General features: G+C 63.9%; 15 protein-coding genes. 5 read left to right on the top strand and 10 right to left on the bottom strand.

Annotation, left to right across the window (positions count from 1 at the left end; translation table 11 throughout):
- Nucleotides 1-12: 12 nt before the first annotated feature.
- The gene (locus tag C8C98_RS04355; protein WP_121453284.1) at nucleotides 13-1,674 is read right to left on the bottom strand and encodes an MFS transporter; all 1,662 of its coding nucleotides are present in this window, start codon (nucleotides 1,672-1,674) and stop codon (nucleotides 13-15) included.
- Nucleotides 1,675-2,108: 434 nt separating this feature from the next.
- On the opposite strand from C8C98_RS04355, the gene C8C98_RS04360 reads away from it, so the two are divergent.
- The gene (locus C8C98_RS04360; RefSeq protein WP_099658808.1) at nucleotides 2,109-2,417 is read left to right on the top strand and encodes a DUF485 domain-containing protein; all 309 of its coding nucleotides are present in this window, start codon (nucleotides 2,109-2,111) and stop codon (nucleotides 2,415-2,417) included.
- Complete coding sequence (locus C8C98_RS04365) at nucleotides 2,414-4,147, top strand: cation acetate symporter (RefSeq protein WP_121453285.1); 1,734 nt, start codon at nucleotides 2,414-2,416, stop codon at nucleotides 4,145-4,147. Before C8C98_RS04360 ends, C8C98_RS04365 begins: the two co-directional genes overlap by 4 nt.
- Nucleotides 4,148-4,918: 771 nt before the next feature.
- Here the strand turns inward: C8C98_RS04365 and C8C98_RS04370 are convergent.
- From C8C98_RS04370 to C8C98_RS04405, 8 genes are all read right to left on the bottom strand, one after another.
- Nucleotides 4,919-5,887 (bottom strand): porin, encoded by a 969-nt coding sequence (locus C8C98_RS04370; RefSeq protein ID WP_121453286.1) that lies wholly within the window; start codon nucleotides 5,885-5,887, stop codon nucleotides 4,919-4,921.
- Between the two features lie 307 nt (nucleotides 5,888-6,194).
- A complete protein-coding gene (locus C8C98_RS04375) occupies nucleotides 6,195-6,890 on the bottom strand; it encodes a 3'-5' exonuclease (RefSeq protein ID WP_121453287.1) in 696 nt (231 codons plus the stop codon).
- Nucleotides 6,890-8,707 carry a DUF294 nucleotidyltransferase-like domain-containing protein gene (locus C8C98_RS04380; protein WP_121453288.1) on the bottom strand — a complete coding sequence of 606 codons (1,818 nt, stop codon included), beginning with the start codon at nucleotides 8,705-8,707 and terminating at the stop codon, nucleotides 6,890-6,892. Before C8C98_RS04380 ends, C8C98_RS04375 begins: the two co-directional genes overlap by 1 nt.
- A 179-nt stretch (nucleotides 8,708-8,886) precedes the next feature.
- Nucleotides 8,887-9,552: a 2-hydroxychromene-2-carboxylate isomerase gene (locus C8C98_RS04385; protein WP_121453289.1), complete on the bottom strand. Its 666-nt coding sequence runs from the start codon at nucleotides 9,550-9,552 to the stop codon at nucleotides 8,887-8,889.
- 78 nt (nucleotides 9,553-9,630) lie between these two features.
- Nucleotides 9,631-9,894, bottom strand: coding sequence for a DUF1289 domain-containing protein (locus tag C8C98_RS04390; protein ID WP_121453290.1), 264 nt, complete (start codon nucleotides 9,892-9,894; stop codon nucleotides 9,631-9,633).
- Nucleotides 9,891-10,436: a YbaK/EbsC family protein gene (locus C8C98_RS04395; protein ID WP_121453291.1), complete on the bottom strand. Its 546-nt coding sequence runs from the start codon at nucleotides 10,434-10,436 to the stop codon at nucleotides 9,891-9,893. The genes C8C98_RS04390 and C8C98_RS04395 overlap by 4 nt, the downstream gene beginning before the upstream one ends.
- A gap of 63 nt (nucleotides 10,437-10,499) precedes the next feature.
- Entirely contained in the window at nucleotides 10,500-11,408 is a 909-nt protein-coding gene (locus tag C8C98_RS04400) for a hydroxymethylglutaryl-CoA lyase (RefSeq protein ID WP_121453292.1), read from the bottom strand.
- 98 nt (nucleotides 11,409-11,506) lie between these two features.
- Nucleotides 11,507-12,424: a LysR family transcriptional regulator gene (locus tag C8C98_RS04405; RefSeq protein WP_121453293.1), complete on the bottom strand. Its 918-nt coding sequence runs from the start codon at nucleotides 12,422-12,424 to the stop codon at nucleotides 11,507-11,509.
- A gap of 98 nt (nucleotides 12,425-12,522) precedes the next feature.
- Here C8C98_RS04405 and C8C98_RS04410 point away from each other — a divergent pair, with 98 nt between their 5' ends.
- The 3 genes from C8C98_RS04410 (at nucleotide 12,523) to C8C98_RS04420 (ending at nucleotide 15,454) form a co-directional block, all read left to right on the top strand.
- Entirely contained in the window at nucleotides 12,523-13,521 is a 999-nt protein-coding gene (locus C8C98_RS04410) for a 3-hydroxyacyl-CoA dehydrogenase family protein (RefSeq protein WP_121456019.1), read from the top strand.
- Nucleotides 13,518-14,366, top strand: coding sequence for a 3-keto-5-aminohexanoate cleavage protein (locus tag C8C98_RS04415; RefSeq protein ID WP_121453294.1), 849 nt, complete (start codon nucleotides 13,518-13,520; stop codon nucleotides 14,364-14,366). The genes C8C98_RS04410 and C8C98_RS04415 overlap by 4 nt, the downstream gene beginning before the upstream one ends.
- Before the next feature lie 62 nt (nucleotides 14,367-14,428).
- On the top strand, nucleotides 14,429-15,454 hold the full coding sequence (locus C8C98_RS04420; RefSeq protein WP_121453295.1) for a tripartite tricarboxylate transporter substrate binding protein: 1,026 nt from the start codon (nucleotides 14,429-14,431) through the stop codon (nucleotides 15,452-15,454).
- A gap of 27 nt (nucleotides 15,455-15,481) precedes the next feature.
- Here C8C98_RS04420 and C8C98_RS04425 read toward each other — a convergent pair whose 3' ends face one another.
- Entirely contained in the window at nucleotides 15,482-16,402 is a 921-nt protein-coding gene (locus tag C8C98_RS04425; protein WP_121453296.1) for a glyoxylate/hydroxypyruvate reductase A, read from the bottom strand.
- Between the last annotated feature and the right edge of the window lie 29 nt (nucleotides 16,403-16,431).

Consider the following 16,431-nt stretch of genomic DNA (forward strand, 5'->3'; position numbering starts at 1 on the left):
TCAGCGCATGGCTCAGTCGTTGGCGTAGATGTCCACGTCCTTGGTTTCCTTGATGAACAAGCCACCAATGACCACCGTGGCGCCCGCGATGATGATGGGGTACCACAGGCCGTTGTACATGTTGCCCGTCTGGGCCACGATGGCAAACGCCGTGGTGGGCAGCAGGCCACCGAACCAGCCGTTACCAATGTGGTAAGGCAGGGACATCGACGTGTAGCGGATGCGGGTCGGGAACATTTCCACCAGCATGGCGGCGATAGGGCCGTACACCATGGTCACCAGCAGGACCAAGTAGGTCAGGATGACCACCACCATGACCTTGTCAATACGTGCAGGGTCGGCCTTGGTGGGGTAGCCCGCAGCCTTCAGCGCATCGGCCACGGCCTTCTTGAACTCGCCGTCCTTCTTCTTGGCTTCATCAGCTGGCAGGCCCTTGCTGGAGTACGAGGCGATGACGGTTTCACCGATCTTGATGGAAGCAGGGGTGCCAGCGGCGCCCACGGCGTTCTCGTAGCTCACCGAAGCGCCAGCCAACACCTGCTTGGCGATGTCGCACGAGCTGGTGAACTTGGAGGTGCCGGTGGGGTTGAACTGGAATGAGCACTCCTTGGGATCAGCGGTCACGATCACCTGGTTCTTCGCCTGGGCTTCAGCAAGGGCAGGGTTGGCCGCCTTGGTCAATGCACCGAACACGGGGAAATACGTCAACGCTGCCAGCAGGCAGCCTGCCAAGATGATGGGCTTGCGGCCAATCTTGTCCGACAGCGAACCGAAGACGATGAAGAATGGCGTGCCAATCAGCAGCGACACGGCCACAAAGATGTTGGCAGTGGCGCCATCGACCTTCAGCGCTTGCGTCAGGAAGAACAGCGCATAGAACTGGCCCGAGTACCAGACCACAGCCTGGCCTGCCGTCAGGCCTACCAGTGCCAAGATCACGATCTTCAGGTTCTTCCACTGGCCGAAGGACTCGGTCAGCGGGGCCTTGGAAGTCTTGCCTTCAGCCTTCATCTTCTGGAAGGCAGGCGATTCGTTCATCGACAGGCGAATCCACACAGAGATGGCCAAAAGCAGGATCGACACGATGAAGGGAATGCGCCAGCCCCAGTCACCAAAGGCTTCTTCGCCCAGAACGGTGCGGGTGCCCAGAATCACCATCAGTGACAGGAACAGGCCCAGCGTGGCGGTGGTCTGAATCCACGCCGTGTAGGCACCACGTTTGCCGTGCGGAGCGTGCTCCGCCACATAGGTGGCAGCCCCGCCGTACTCACCACCCAGCGCCAAACCTTGCAGCAAGCGCAAGATGATCAGGATGACCGGAGCGGCCACGCCAATCGACGCATACGTGGGCAAGATACCCACGATGAACGTGGACAGACCCATGATCAAGATGGTGACCAGGAACGTGTACTTGCGGCCAATCATGTCACCCAAGCGGCCAAAGAAAATGGCGCCAAAGGGACGGACGATGAAGCCCGCAGCAAACGCCAGCAAAGCGAAGATGAAGGCAGAGCCTGCATCCAGCCCGCTGAAGAACTGCTTGGCAATGATGGCGGCCAGCGAGCCGTATAGATAAAAGTCGTACCACTCAAAGACGGTACCGAGTGACGACGCGAAGATGACCTTCCTCTCTTCGGGCGACATCGGCCGCGGTGCGGGATGGGTTGTTGCCATGGTGTGTGTCTCCTGTATGGGTTTTTTCGGATGCGAAAAAGGCGATACACCAAACAGCCTCGCCGCCCCGTGAGGCGCAATATCAAGCCGTTATCTGACCGAAAACTGACAAAGTCACACACCTGTTTCCGCCCCAAAAAGCAATTCTCCGGCGCAAGAAGCCAGGATCAGTACCAACCCTTATGGCGTTTTTCTTCATGCGAGAAATCGGCGTTTTTTCGAGTGAAAACGCCGGACTCTGTCCAATGGGCGACGCAAGGCGTTCGGGTAAATCCGGACCCCACACCTACGGGTCAACCCTGCCAAGGACAAACCCCTAGGCCCGCACACAGGCTGCGTAAGTGGAGGGTCAGTCCCCGTTTCCAGAATCGTTCTCGGTATGTAGCGGCATTCGCATGGCGCTGCAGAAGATCCCGAAACCTATGGAGATGAACATGACCGACCCCGTGGCAGAAAGAATTCAAAGCCACCCAAAGTACCTGGAACTCAAGCGCGAGCGCAACCGCTTTGGCTGGCTGCTCACCGCATTGATGCTTTTCGTTTATTACGGGTACATCGCACTGATCGCCTTCAACAAGCCCTTCCTCGCGCAGCCCATCGGTAACGGTGTCACCACGCTGGGGGTCCCGCTGGGCTTTGGCGTCATCGTGTTCACCATCGTCATCACCGGCATCTACGTGCGCCGCGCCAATGGGCGCTATGACGCATTGACCCAAGCCATCCTCAAGGACGCCGCACGATGAAAACGCAAAACTTCGCGGCCACTGCGGCAGCCCTCGCCGCGCTGGCCTTCGTCCCTATGGCCCTTGCGGCCGGTGGAGATGTCGGTGAAGCGGCCAAGCAGTCCACCAACTGGACAGCCATCGTCATGTTCGGCCTGTTCGTGGCGGGCACGCTCTGGATTACCAAATGGGCTGCGGCCAAAACCCGCTCGGCGGCTGACTTCTACACCGGCGGCGGCGGCATCACCGGCTTCCAAAATGGCCTGGCCATTGCAGGCGACTACATGTCGGCCGCTTCGTTCCTGGGCATCTCTGCGGCGGTGATGGCGTCGGGCTATGACGGCCTGATCTACTCGATCGGCTTTCTGGTGGGCTGGCCCGTCATCACCTTCCTGATGGCCGAGCGGCTGCGCAACCTGGGCAAGTTCACCTTTGCCGACGTGGCGGGCTATCGCTTTCAGCAAACCCCCATCCGTGCGTTTGCCGCCAGCGGCACGCTGGTGGTTGTGGCGTTTTACCTGATCGCCCAAATGGTGGGCGCAGGCCAACTGATCAAGCTGCTGTTTGGCCTGGACTACTGGATTGCTGTGGTGCTGGTGGGCGGACTGATGATGGTGTATGTGCTCTTTGGCGGCATGACAGCCACCACCTGGGTGCAGATCATCAAGGCCTGCCTGTTGCTGGCCGGGGTGACCTTCATGGCCTTCATGGTCATGGCGCAGTTTGGCTTCAGCCCCGAAGCCCTGTTTGCCAAGGGCGTTGCGGTGAAGACCGCGATTGCCACCAACTCTGGCAAGCCTGCCGAGGAAGCGGCCAAGATCGGCCTGGCGATCATGGGCCCCGGTGGGTTTATCAAAGACCCCATCTCCGCGATCAGCTTCGGCATGGCACTGATGTTCGGCACGGCCGGCCTGCCCCACATTCTGATGCGCTTCTTTACGGTGCCTGATGCGAAGGAAGCCCGCAAAAGCGTGTTCTGGGCCACCACCTGGATCGGCTACTTCTATGTGCTGATCTTCATCATCGGCTTCGGCGCCATCACACTGGTGCTCACCAACCCAGAGTTTGCAGACACCGTCACGGGCGTCATCAAAGGCGGCGCAGGCACCGCCAACATGGCCGCCGTGCTGGTGGCCAAGTCAGTGGGTGGCGACGTTTTCTACGGCTTCATCTCTGCCGTGGCCTTCGCCACCATCCTGGCGGTGGTGGCAGGGTTGACGCTGTCGGGCGCCTCTGCGGTGTCGCACGATTTGTACGCCACGGTGTTCAAGAAAGGCAAGGCAGATAGTGCCGCCGAGCTGCGTGTATCCCGCATCACCACGCTGGCTCTCGGCCTTGTGGCCGTGGTGCTGGGCATCGTGTTCGAAAAGCAGAACATCGCGTTCATGGTGTCTTTGGCCTTTGCCATTGCCGCATCGGCCAACTTCCCAGTGCTCTTCATGAGCGTGCTGTGGAAGGACTGCACGACCAGGGGCGCTGTGATCGGCGGCTTCATGGGGTTGGTCTCCTCCGTGGGCCTCACGGTGGTGTCACCCTCTGTGTGGGAAGCGGTGCTGGGCAACCCCAAAGGCAGCGCACTGTTCCCTTACACCTCGCCCGCTTTGTTCTCCATGGCCATTGGTTTCGCGGGCATCTGGATCTTCTCGCTGCTTGACCGCAGTGCGAACGCCCAGCGCGAACGAGCCGCCTACCCTGCGCAACAAGTGCGCTCGGAAACCGGTCTGGGCGCCTCCGGCGCATCGGGCCACTGAACGATTACCTAGGAGCCTGTCGGACTTGGAAATCGTCGGCTGCAAATCGGCCGCAGCGGTGCATTTTTCACCGTCTTTTTGCCCCATAGCTCAGCTATGGGGCAAAAAGTCGGCAAAAACTATCCTCGCTGAGGCCAATTTTCGCTTTCGACGCTCCCAGTCCGACAGACTCCTAGCCTGGCGGTACTTCAGGCGCTGCAAAGTAGCCGCCGCCAAGCTCTCGCAAAACTCACCCATCAAGGGCTGCAACAGCCCGCCCAAAGCCCCCTGCCAACGTACAGGGGCATACGGCACCACCCACAGTGCCAGCCCTCATCTCCCAAAATTCCCTCTGAAGCCAGTCCGCAGACGAGGACGGTCTCCACACCAAGCCCCCCGTAGTGTTTGGCATGGCTGCACCTGTCAAAGCCCTTGGCAAAGGCCAGCAGACACCTCAGGCCCCAACAGTTCGGCACCTTCAGAGACGGCTGAAGCAGATATTCCGGCAAGAGATGGCTATGGCCAGAACTCACTGGAGTGGATGCTCACCCCGCACATCCACGCCATCAAGTCCAAAACCCTCCGTACTCCGGAAAACTCAGCAGAACACTGCAAACAGCACAGCAGATTGGCTGGGATGGGCAAGATAACCAACCCAGCGGTCCGTCCTGCCACCCGCTATCACCACCATTGCCAGGCCGCAAAGCAAAAAGCCTCGCCTCCCAAAGGAGGCGAGGCTTTTTCTCTATCAAGCCAAGACTGGCAGCCTAAGCTGCCAGCATTGAAACCCAATTAGAAGTTGTGGCGAATACCAACGGCCACGGAGCTGAAGTCAGCACCAGCCACGCCAGATTGGTAGTTGGCGTTGCGGCTGTTGTTCACGTGGGTGTAGTAACCGTACACCTTGGTGCGCTTGCTCAGGTTGTAGTTGTAGCCCAGAGTGTATTGGGTAGCGTCGCTGTCGTTCAGGTTCTTGTACTCACCAGCACGGCCGACGTTCACGTGGAACTCGGAAGCGCCCAGGTTGTAAGCACCGGCCAGACGGAAGGTGTTGCGCTTGCCGCCGTTCAGAACGTAAGCGTCTTCGTCACGCTGAACGTAACCGCCAACGGTGAAAGCACCGAAGGTGTACAGAGCGCGGGCTGCGAATTGGTTCACGTCGCCTTGCTTGGAGTAGCCAGCGCCCAGGGCCAGAGCACCCAGGTTGTAGTTGGCAGCCAGGTCAAAGGCGTTCTTGCCGGCACGGCCGGTAGGTTGTTCGTGCAGAGCAACAGCTGCGTCAACAGTCAGGCCGCCGAAAGTAGGAGTGCGGTAAGCGATCTTGTTGGCATCGGGCATCACGTAGGCGTAGAACGCGTCGGACGACGAACCGGTGTCATGGTTGTGCATGCTGACGTAGTCAGCAGTAGCGTAGTAGGACTCAGCAGTGAAACGGCCCAGACGCACGGCACCGAAACCGCCGGACAGGTTCACTTCGCTTTGACGGCCGAAGAAAGTGGTAGCGGAAGCGCCAGTGTCAGAGTTGAAGCCGCTTTCCAGTTGGAAGCCAGCCTTCAGGCCGCCACCCAGGTCTTCAGAACCCTTGAAGCCGAAACGCGAGGAGTTGTTGAACAGGCCAGTGGTCTTGACATTGCCCACTTCTTGGCGTTCCACCGTGGTGTTCACACGGCCATACAGCGTAACGCTGCTTTGAGCGAAAGCAGCGGTGGTGGTGCCCAGGAGAGCCAGCACAGCCAGTGCCAAACGATTCGTCTTTTGCATGAGGTTTCCTTGTTTGCTTTTAGTCCATCAGGAGGAGTGGCATCTCAGCTTGTGCGGGGTCTCCGCCCGAGCTGCAGCTACAACTTGCGAAATTTTAGGTGTTACACCCTCCCGTACTGCCGGCAAATCGCCACCAACGCATTGATTTATGCATTTACGCAACACTTTGAAACGCCTCCGTCAAAATTCTGCAACGTTTTTCACGACGCGCCACCGTTTTCAAACCCTAGGGATGTCCTGCATCACTGCCTGCGGTCTGTTGATAGTGCGGCCTCGCGACGGTGATGCAGGACATCCCTAGCCGCCCTCAGGAAGAGCGCAAATGCTTTAACTTGATGAAAGCCAGCGCCGCCATCACCGCGTCGTTGAGGGCATCGTGCGCATCGCGCTCAGGCAGCTCCAAGTCGCGCATCAAGGTGCTCAAGCGCAGGTCGATGTCCGCATTGGCGTGCTGCTGGTAGGGGGGCAACTGGTGGAACTTGTAGTCGTAGTACATCGCCGACACCTCGATGCACGGCTGCGGCAGGGCAATGCCCAACAAAGGGCGCACGGCCCGGTTGAGCATGGCCACGTCAAACTCCAGGTAGTACCCAACGAGCGGGCGGCTGCCGATAAAGGCCAGCAGCTGCTCAATCGCTTCGCGCAGCGGCAGGCCGTCGGCGAGATCTTGCGTGCGCAGGCGGTGGATGCGCACGCTGTGTGCAGAGACGGCGCGCTCGGGCCGCACCAGCAGTTCCAGCCGCTCGCTGGTCAGGATGCGGTCACCCACAATGCGCACGGCGCCGATGGAGACGATCTCGTCGCTGCGGACGTCCAGGCCCGTGGCTTCGCAGTCCAGCGCCACCCACTCATTCGCAGGCGGCGGCTGCAGCAGTGGCTGAAAGCGGGCGCCGCGCAGGCGGTGGGCCAGCCAGCGGCGGCGCAGTGCCGCCCAGCCGGGCACCAGTTGCGGGCGCTGCCCATCGGCGCCTGGGCGCGCCCAGCCCGTCAGCGCGCTGCCCATCACAGCGCCCCCAGGTGAAAGCGGGTGCGCAGCAGCTGCTGAAAGCGCTTGACCACGCCCAGTGCGTCCTTGAGCAGATCGCGGTCCAGGCTGCTGAGCTGCTGCAGCGCGACCGTGCCACTCACCGGCCGCGCCTGCGCCTGCTCGGCCAGCCCGGTCTTGAGCTTGAGGGCCATGAACACGTGCAGCGCCTCCACCAGGTCCTCCCCCTCGCCCGGCGACAAGGCCCCCAGGCCCACCAGCGCCTGCACCCGCACCGTGGTCGAGGTGGCGCGCACTTGGTGCGCGAGGGCCAAGCTGCGCACGCCATGCACCAAGGGAAAGAACCCCTCCTTCTTCAAGTGCAGCGGCGCGGGCGATTCGCCCAACGAGAACAGCTTGCTCAGCCACCCGCCATGCGAGCCAAAGGCGTCGATGGCGGCGGCAAACCGGCCCAGCAGGGCGTCGTTGTCGGTGGCGCACTGGTGCAGGCTGTCGCTGACCTGGGCCAGCAGCTTGGCGTCACCTGCCACGGCGTGGGCATCCATGAAGATGGCCAGGTGCATGAGGTTGTCGCCATCGGGCTGCCACACCCATTGGCGCAGGATGGCCACAAAATCGGGCACCGAGCGGCGCCAGGCAGGGTTGCTGAGCATGATGCCGCCGGGGCACGGGGGGTAGCCAAACTGGCCCAGCGCCTCAGAAAACCGCGCACAAGTCTCGGCCAGATCGGCCGGTGGTACATAGCCCTCGCGCAGGACCAGGCCGTTGTCCTGGTCGGTCTTGAGCAGCTGCTCACCGCGCCCCTCGCTGCCCATCACAAACAGGCAGCTGTTGGCCACCAGCTCAGGCGGTGCAATGAGCTGCCAGGCCCGTTCAAACAGCCGGGCATTGAGCTGCTGCACCAGCCGCGCAATCAAGCCCACCCGCGAGCCACTGCGAAACAGCAGCGCAATCACCTTGCTGATCTGCAGCGCCGCGCTGCCCAGGCTCTCCAGGTCGCGAGCCTGCTCGATTTGCAGCGTGACGATGTGCGACTGGTTGGAGAGGTAGCTCAGCAAATCCAGCGCTTCGAGCACGCCCAGCATCTGCCCGCCCTCTTCCACCACCAGGCGGTGGATGCGGTGGTGCAGCATGATGGCCATGGCGTCGCCCAGCGGCTCCACGGAGCGGATCTCGATCAGCGGGTACTTCGCCCAGTCGCCCACGGGCATGGTCTGCAGGGGACGCCCATCCAGAATGGCCTGCTGCAGCAAGGTGCGGCTGAAAATCCCCTTGCGCCCCGCCGCCGCGTCCAGCACCACCACGCTGGAGGTGCGCTGCTCGCGCATCAGGCGCACCACGCTCAGGATGTCGGTGGCCGCATCCACGCTGTGCACTGGCCGCAAGAAGGCCTCGCCCACGCGCGACAGGCTCAGCGACGGCAGCTCGCGCGGCTGCTGGCGCTCGGCCAGCACACTGAGCTTGTGCCCCAGGTCAGAAAACAGCAGCGCGCCAAACGTGGCGTTGCTGGCAATCAGCTCAATCACCGTCTGCCGCGCCAGCTGGTAGGCCACCACCTCTTGCGCCGCCACAAACCGGCTGCTGACGCGCCCGGCCACCAGGCTGCGCCCGTCAAAGCAATCGTCCGGCCCCAGGGTGGCCACCACATCGCCATCGTCGAGCTGCTGCACATAACCTTTGACGATGACGAACAGGTGCAACGGCGTCGCCCCAGGCTCCAGGATCACCGCATTCTGCGGAAAGTAGGCGATGTCCACACTGCCGCGCACCTGGCGCTGTTCGTCCGGGTCCAGGCAGTCAAAAGGCGACAAGGAAAACGGAAAGGCGTTGGGCATGCGGGGCTGTCTCCAAGGTGTGCAACCAAGTGCGCCCATTGCACCACCGCGCGCTTGCTGGGGGCTTGCAATCGCACGGCCCAACGGTCAGGGCAGGCACCTTGCCAAGACCCAAGACAAATTGGCCTCCAGCGCTTTATCTACAGGCGCAAGCAGCTATACATTCAATAGCAAAAAACTCAGGCCTTGCGTTCGGTGGGCGTCGGCAGGCCGGATGGCACCTGCTGCACCGCATCCCACTGCGAGCCGTCAAACCAGGCGTCCCCCGCCAGATAGGCCCGCAGCATGGGCAAGCAGTCGAGCCCCCAAAACACCTTGCCATCCACCCCAAACGCGGGCACGCCAAACACGCCAGCGGCTTGCGCCGCCTCGGTGTTGGCGCGCAGCAGCGCCTTGGGGGCATCGCTGTGCAGGTCCTGCCCTGGGCGCACCTGCTCGCTCAATTGCGCGGCCAGCACCTTCAGCCGCTCAGCGTCCAGCGCGTCGTGCCCGCCCTGCCACACATGGCGCAGCACCGTGCCCGCCACAAAACGGTTGATGCGGCCGTCGTCACTGCAAGCCAGCGCCTGCCGCAGCAAAGGCAGCGGGTTGAACGGGTGGCGCGCAGGCATCTGCAGTGGCGTGCCCTGCGCGTGGCCCAGCCAGGTCACATGGCGGTAGGTCCAGTCGCGCTTGGGGGCAATGCCCGCCGGGCCGGGGTTGCCGTGCTGCTGCAACAAGGCGCCCAGCAGCACCGGCTGGTAAGCCACGCTGTAGCTCAGGCCCTCCAGCGCATCAGGCAAGCGCTCGAACGCCAGCCAGGCATAGGGCGACACAAAGTCCAAATAAAACGTGATGTGCTTCATGGGCCGGGCTCCTGAGCGAAGGGTTGGCAAACAGATAGCGGGATGGGCGGGCCGATCTGCAACGCACTGCGTGACCGACTACGGCACCAACGGCGCAGGCAGGGCCACACCAGCCCGCTGCAACAGCGTCACCCAGATGGCACGCCGCTGCGCACTGTCGGCGCCCGACCAGGCGCGGATTTCGTCAATCGTGCGAAAGCAGCCTTCGCAGCGCGTGCGGTCGTCCGTCAGGCGGCACACCGAAATGCACGGCGATGGCACCACCTCGTCAGAGTTCACATCAAAATAGCCTGCATCGCTCATCAATAAAGCGCGAGCAGCTATGGATTCAGTAGTACTCATGCACCAGCACTCCCTGGGGCTGGGGCATGCGCTGGGGCCACTGGGGCCACGGCCTGCACCACATCCACCACCGGCGCGCCCGTCAGGCGATGCAGGTCGCTCGGGTGCAGTGCAAACACGCCATGCGGGTGGCCAGCCGCTGCCCACACCACGTCAAAGCGCAGCAGGTCCTGGTCAATCAGCGTCACGGGCGGCGTGGCGTGGGCCACGGGCGAGACTCCGCCAATCGAAAACCCTGTGCGCGATTTGACGAAGTCCGCGTCGGCGCGGCCCACTTTGCCCACATGGGCTTCGACCTTCTTTTCGTCCACTCGCCGGTCGCCCGAGGTAACCACCAGCACGGCCACGTCGTCGCTCTTGCGCCGAAAAATGATGCTCTTGGCAATCTGTCCCACGGCAATGCCCAAAGCATCGGCGGCTTCCTGCGCGGTGCGGGCCGAGTTGTCGAGCATGCGCGGGGCATGCGGGTGGCCTTTTTCGAGCAAGGCGGCAGCCACGCGCTGCACGCCATCGGGCAAGGGGATCAATTCACTTCCACACATAGGTTCATCCATCTTTGGGAGCCCCTTGTCAGGCGGGCAGCCGGGGCCACGCCTGCCAGGGCGTCAGCCTGCGCGCTTGGCCAGCAGGGCGTTCGCGACGCGGGACTGGGGCTTGCGGTCCAGAAAGCCGCTAATGTACGCGCCCGCATCGATGAGGCGGTCGAGGTCAATCCCTGTCTCAACGCCCATGCCATGGAGCATGTACACCACGTCTTCGGTCGCCACATTGCCCGTGGCGCCCTTGGCATAGGGGCAGCCGCCCAGCCCAGCCACGGACGACTGGAAGTTCCACACGCCCAGTTCCAGCGCCGCCAGCGTGTTGGACAACGCTTGGCCGTAGGTGTCGTGGAAGTGGCCCGAAACGCCATCGATATCGAAGTGCTGCAGCGTGGCCTCCAGCGCTTTCTGCACCTTGCGCGGCGTGCCCACGCCAATGGTGTCGGCCACATCCACACGCTGCACGCCAATGCCTTTGAGCAGGCCTGCCAGGTATGTCACGCGCTCAGGCGCAATATCGCCCTCGTACGGGCAGCCCACGGTGCAGCTCATGGCACCGCGCACACGAATGCCTGCGGCCAGCGCCGCCGCCACCACGGGCGCAAAGCGCTCGATGCTCTCGGCAATGCTGCAGTTGATGTTGCGCTGGCTGAAGGCCTCGCTGGCGGAGCCGAAGACGACAATCTCGTCGGGCAGGTCCAACACCGCCGCGTCAAAGCCCTTGAGGTTGGGCGTAAGCACCGAGTACGCCACGCCGCTCTGGCGCGCGATGCCGCTCATCACCTCGTGGTTGTCGGCCATCTGCGGCACCCATTTGGGGCTCACATAGCTCGTGACCTCGATCTCTTTCAGGCCCGCCTGTTGAAGGCGGTGCACCAGCTCGATCTTCACGGCGGCAGGCACCGGGGTCTTTTCGTTCTGCAGGCCGTCGCGGGGGCCAACGTCGATGAGGTGGACGCGGGAGGGAATGCTCATGGGGCTACCAAATGGGGATCAAGGAATGCCGCCATTGTCTCGCCAGCGCCTCCCCAGGGCCACCTCATATCGTGCCAGACCATTCGCCGGACGCGCCATCAGCCAGTACGGGTGCCATCACCCTCCACCTCTTGCCGCAGCAGCGCCACCATGGCCTGTGCCGCCAGCGAAAGCGGCCGCCCGCGCAGCGTGATCAACCCGATGGGCCGGTGCAGCACGGGCGCCTTGAGCGCTCGCGTGACCACCTCGGGCCTGCGCACGACCTGGGCAGCCAGCTCGGGCAGCGCGCTCACACCCAGCCCCGCCGCCACCATGGCCGCAATGGTGGCCAGGTGCTCCACCTCGTAGCGGGGTTCAAAGCGGATACGGTGCGTCAGCAAAGCCTCTTGCGCGTACTGCCGCACGCTGGTGCCTGCGGGCATGGAGATGTGGGGCAGCTCAGCCACATCGGCCCAGGCCACGGCACCGCGCCCCCGGGCCAGGGCGTGCGTGCGCGGCATCAGCAGCACAAACCGGTCGGACACCAGCGGGGTGTAGTCCAGGTCCGCATAGGCGGGGTTGGCGGCGGTGAGGGCAAAGTCCACCCGCCCGGCGCGCACCATGTCAAACGCGGGGCCTGCCAGGCTGTCGATCAGCTCCATCTGCACGCCCGGGTGCTGCGCGGCAAACCTTGCAAACGCGCGTGGCACCGCCCCGGCTGCCAGCGACGGCAGCGCCGCCAGCGCAATGCGGCCCACCTGCAGCTGCGCCACCTCCTGCACGCGGCGTACGGTTTCTTCCATCTGGTGGCGCAGAAACCGCGCCTGCTCGGCAAACACCTCGCCCGCCAGCGTGAGCTGCACGGTGCGCGTGGTGCGCTCAAACAAGCGCACGTCCAGCATCTCTTCCAGACGCGCCACTGTGCCTGACACCGCCGATTGCGACAGGTGCATCTGCAGGGCCGTGCGCCGAAAGCTCAGCGTTTCGGCCAGCGACAGGAAAACGTCTACCTCGCGAGCGGACCAATTGATCTTCATGGCCGATCAGTCTATCGAAAAAGACGTTTGGACCGCGCAATGCTGGGTACCTAGACTGCACTGCAGACAAGTAAGCGATCCAAGAAACAGGAGACATGATGGAAACAAGTTCGCCTCGCAATGCACGCACCGTGGTGGTGGGCGGAGGCACCATGGGGGCCGATGTGGCCGTGGTCCTGGCGCGCGGGGGAGCCCACGTCACGGTGGTAGACCCGCACACCGACCGCCGCAACCGGCTACTGCCCCACATTGCCCAGGAGCTGGCCGCTGCCGGCCAGGCCGCCCACGCAGGCGCAGTGCAGGTGTGCGCATCGCTGCAGGAGGTGGACTGGACTGGCGTGGTGCTGGTGGTCGAATGCATCACCGAGCAACTGGCGGCCAAGCAACACCTGTTTGCCGAGTTAGAAGCCGTGGCCCCCGCCCAGGCCGTGTTGGCCAGCAACAGCTCGGGTTTTCCCATCAGCGCCATTGCCCAGGGGCTGGCCACGGCGCAGCGCATGCTGGGCCTGCACTTCTTCATGCCCGCCCACCTGGTGCCGCTGGTGGAGGTGGTGCTGGGCGAGCGCAGCGACCCGGCACTGGGCACCTGGCTGCATGCCTTTATGCGCGGCTGCGGCAGCGTGCCGGTGCTGGTCAAGAAGGACAAGCCCGGCTTTCTGGCCAACCGCATGCAGCATGCGCTATCTCGCGAGGCGTTTGCCCTCATCGACGAAGGCATTGCCTCACCGGAGGACGTGGACGCGGCCGTGCGCTTTGGCTTCGGCTTCCGCTTTCTAGCTGCCGGTCCGGTGCTGCAGCGCGACCATGCCGGCATCGAGGTGCACACCGCCGCAGCAGCCACCATGTACCCCACGCTGTCCAACATCGACGTGCCCGCCCAAGCCCTGCGCGACAAGGTGGCCCAGGGCCAGCTCGGCATGAAGACGGGCAAAGGCTTCTTCGACTGGCCCGAAGACCGCAAGCAGGCAGAACGCGCGCGCTACGACACTCTGCTGCGCCAGGGCCTGGCGCTGCTGGCCAGCGAGTTGCCCACCATCGAGCCCCCCACCGATACCCCACACGCTGACACCCCATCGGCCACAGGAGCCCGCGCATGAGTGCATCGCCCATCCCCCAAGACCAGTGGGCCGACCCGCTAATCGTGACCGTAGCGCCCAACGGCGCCTACAAGCAGCCCGCCGACCACCCGGCCGTACCCATCACGCCCGCCACGCTGGCCGCCACGGCCAAGGCCTGCCTTCATGCCGGAGCCGCGATGCTGCACATGCACATCCGCGATGCGCAGGGCCGCCACAGCCTCGATGTGGAGGGCTACCGAGAAGCCCAGCGCGTGGTACGCCAGGCCGTCGGCGATGCCATGGTCATCCAGATCACCAGCGAAGCCGCAGGTGTCTACCAGGCCCCGGTGCAGATCGCCATGGTCGAAGCACTGCAACCCGAGGCCGTGTCCATCGGCCTGCGTGAGGTGGACAAGCCCGAGATTGGCGAAGCGGGGCTGCAGCGCTTCTTCACCGGCCTAGCCCAGCGCCGCACCATGGTGCAGGTCATCCTGTATGACGTGGCCGACCTGCGCCGCTGGCAGGCCTTGCGCGCCAGTGGCGTGGTGCCGGATGCACCGTGGTTCCTGCTGTTCGTGCTGGGCCGCTACAGCGCTGGGCAGACCTCCAGCCCGCGCGACCTACTGCCTTTTCTGAACGCCCACGAGGGTAATGAGCCCTGGGCCGTGTGCGCCTTCGGTGCCGCAGAAAACGCCTGCGTGGCCGCCGCCGCCGTGTTTGGCGGCCACGCCCGCGTGGGGTTTGAAAACAACCTGCTGTGCAAGGACGGCAGCACAGCCCCTGACAACGCCGCACTGGTACGCCAGGCGGTGGAAGCCGCGCAGGCGCTGGGCCGCCCGCTGGCCACTGCCGCCGACATCCGAAAGCGCTTCGGCGCAGCCTGAGAACCGTTATCCAACACCATCAGCCCACATCAGATGGGTTTTTCATCCTCCAGGAGACAGACATGCCCCACTCAACACCTTCACCCTCACTGCGCACCACCCGGCGCGCCCTGTTGCACGCCGCCTGCGCCTTGCCGCTGGCCCTGGGCATTGCAGGCGCAGCAACTGCCCAAACAGCGACCAACGCCTGGCCCAGCAAGACCATCCGCTTCGTGGTGCCCTACCCGCCCGGCGGCCCTACCGATCTGATGGCGCGCATGCTGCAACCTGAGCTGCAAAGTCGGCTGGGCGTGACCGTGATCGTGGACAACAAGGGCGGCGCAGGCGGCAACACCGGCAGCGCCGAGGTTGCCAAGCAAGCCCCTGCCGACGGCCACACGCTGCTGCTGGCAGCCAGCGGCCCCATGGCGGTGAACGCTTCGCTGTACAGCAGCATGCCGTTCAACCCGTTGACCGACCTGGCCCCGGTGGTGCAACTGTCCGCCTTTCCGCTGGTGCTCGAAGTACATCCATCGCTCGGAGTGAAAACGCTGGCCGAATTTCTGGCCGTGGCCAAAGCAGGCAAGCCGGTGCTGAGCTACGCCTCTGCGGGCAATGGCACGCCCCAGCATCTGGCGGGCGAGCTGTTCAACAGCACGCTAGGGGTCAAGCTGGCGCACATCCCCTACCGGGGTGCAGGCCCCGCACTCAACGACCTGATCGGCGGCCAGGTCAATGTGATGTTCGACATCGTGGGAAGCTCCCTGCCCCATATTCAGGCGGGCAAGCTAATCCCGCTGGCCGTCACGTCGAGCGAACGCGCCAAGGTACTGCCCAACGTGCCCACCCTGGCCGAAGCTGGTGTGCCCGGCTACCAGATCACCGGCTGGCATGGCATTGCGGTGCGCGCAGGCACGCCACAGCCCATCATCGACAAGCTCAACACCACGGTCAACGCCATCTTCAAGGAACCCGCCTTCCGAGCCAAATGGGAAGCCATCGGTACACCTGTGGTGGCAGGCTCAGCGGCGGACTTTGGCGCGCTCATCAAGGCAGATGCACAACGCCTGGGCAAGCTGGTGCGTGACGCGGGCGTGACGGTGGACTGACCTGGTCCACTGCGACCGTCGGGGGCTTCAGTAACCGCGCGCGGGGTTCACCACGCCCGCCACCGGATCGCCCCGCTCTAGCGCCGCCATCTTGCGCGCGATCTGCGCAATGCTCTCCTCACGCAGCGTGCGCGCCGAGGTGTGCGGCGTGACGGTGATGCGCGGATGCGACCAGAACGCATGGCCTGCGGGCAAGGGCTCGGTGCGGAACACATCGAGCGTGGCACCCGCCACGTGGCCGCTGGCTATGGCGGCGATCAGGTCTTCATCCACCAGGTGCGCGCCGCGCGCCACATTGATCACGTAAGCGCCGGGCAACAGGCGACCCAACGTGTCTTTGTTGATGACGTTGGTCGTTTCGGGGGTGAGGGGCAGCAGGTTGACCAGCACACGGCTGGCGGCCAGAAAGTCGTTGAACTGCTCCGCACCCGTGAAGGCGCGCACACCATCGATGGCCTTGGGGCTGCGGCTCCAGCCATTGACGGGAAAGTCAAACTGAGCCAACGCCTTGGCCACGCGCTCGCCCAGCACGCCCAGGCCCATCACGCCGATGGGAAAGTCACTGCGCAGGCGCGGCTTGCGGTAGCCCCAGCGCCCCGCCGCCATGTCGGCCTCGTAGCCGTCGAACTCGCGAAAGTGGCGGATGACCGCGTGGCTCACGTATTCGGCCATCTGCACAGCCATGCCCGCATCATCGAGCCGCACCACCAGCGCGCCGGGCGGCAGGCGCAACTTGAGCAGCGCATCCACACCCGCGCCGATGTTGAACAAGGCCTTGAGGCCCAACTGCTCGTCCATGAACTGCTGGGGCGGCGCCCAGACCACGGCGTAGTCGGCCTGCGGGGCGCCGGGTTGCCACACGGAAATATCAGCGCCAGGCAATGCGGCGGACAGGCCCTGGAGCCAAGGCTCGGCCTTGGTGTCGGTACAGCAAAGAGTGATTTTCATGGCGCCCAAGGGTAGCCGCATCGGGCAAC

Source organism: Acidovorax sp. 106 (genome assembly GCF_003663825.1).
Classification (GTDB): domain Bacteria; phylum Pseudomonadota; class Gammaproteobacteria; order Burkholderiales; family Burkholderiaceae_C; genus Acidovorax.

What these genes read in the sequence shown, in the direction of transcription:
- C8C98_RS04355 (WP_121453284.1), bottom strand. Translation starts at nt 1,674, where the DNA reads ATGGCAACAACCCATCCCGCACCGCGGCCGATGTCGCCCGAAGAGAGG.
- C8C98_RS04360 (WP_099658808.1), top strand. Translation starts at nt 2,109, where the DNA reads ATGACCGACCCCGTGGCAGAAAGAATTCAAAGCCACCCAAAGTACCTG.
- C8C98_RS04365 (WP_121453285.1), top strand. Translation starts at nt 2,414, where the DNA reads ATGAAAACGCAAAACTTCGCGGCCACTGCGGCAGCCCTCGCCGCGCTG.
- C8C98_RS04370 (WP_121453286.1), bottom strand. Translation starts at nt 5,887, where the DNA reads ATGCAAAAGACGAATCGTTTGGCACTGGCTGTGCTGGCTCTCCTGGGC.
- C8C98_RS04375 (WP_121453287.1), bottom strand. Translation starts at nt 6,890, where the DNA reads ATGGGCAGCGCGCTGACGGGCTGGGCGCGCCCAGGCGCCGATGGGCAG.
- C8C98_RS04380 (WP_121453288.1), bottom strand. Translation starts at nt 8,707, where the DNA reads ATGCCCAACGCCTTTCCGTTTTCCTTGTCGCCTTTTGACTGCCTGGAC.
- C8C98_RS04385 (WP_121453289.1), bottom strand. Translation starts at nt 9,552, where the DNA reads ATGAAGCACATCACGTTTTATTTGGACTTTGTGTCGCCCTATGCCTGG.
- C8C98_RS04390 (WP_121453290.1), bottom strand. Translation starts at nt 9,894, where the DNA reads ATGAGTACTACTGAATCCATAGCTGCTCGCGCTTTATTGATGAGCGAT.
- C8C98_RS04395 (WP_121453291.1), bottom strand. Translation starts at nt 10,436, where the DNA reads ATGTGTGGAAGTGAATTGATCCCCTTGCCCGATGGCGTGCAGCGCGTG.
- C8C98_RS04400 (WP_121453292.1), bottom strand. Translation starts at nt 11,408, where the DNA reads ATGAGCATTCCCTCCCGCGTCCACCTCATCGACGTTGGCCCCCGCGAC.
- C8C98_RS04405 (WP_121453293.1), bottom strand. Translation starts at nt 12,424, where the DNA reads ATGAAGATCAATTGGTCCGCTCGCGAGGTAGACGTTTTCCTGTCGCTG.
- C8C98_RS04410 (WP_121456019.1), top strand. Translation starts at nt 12,523, where the DNA reads ATGGAAACAAGTTCGCCTCGCAATGCACGCACCGTGGTGGTGGGCGGA.
- C8C98_RS04415 (WP_121453294.1), top strand. Translation starts at nt 13,518, where the DNA reads ATGAGTGCATCGCCCATCCCCCAAGACCAGTGGGCCGACCCGCTAATC.
- C8C98_RS04420 (WP_121453295.1), top strand. Translation starts at nt 14,429, where the DNA reads ATGCCCCACTCAACACCTTCACCCTCACTGCGCACCACCCGGCGCGCC.
- C8C98_RS04425 (WP_121453296.1), bottom strand. Translation starts at nt 16,402, where the DNA reads ATGAAAATCACTCTTTGCTGTACCGACACCAAGGCCGAGCCTTGGCTC.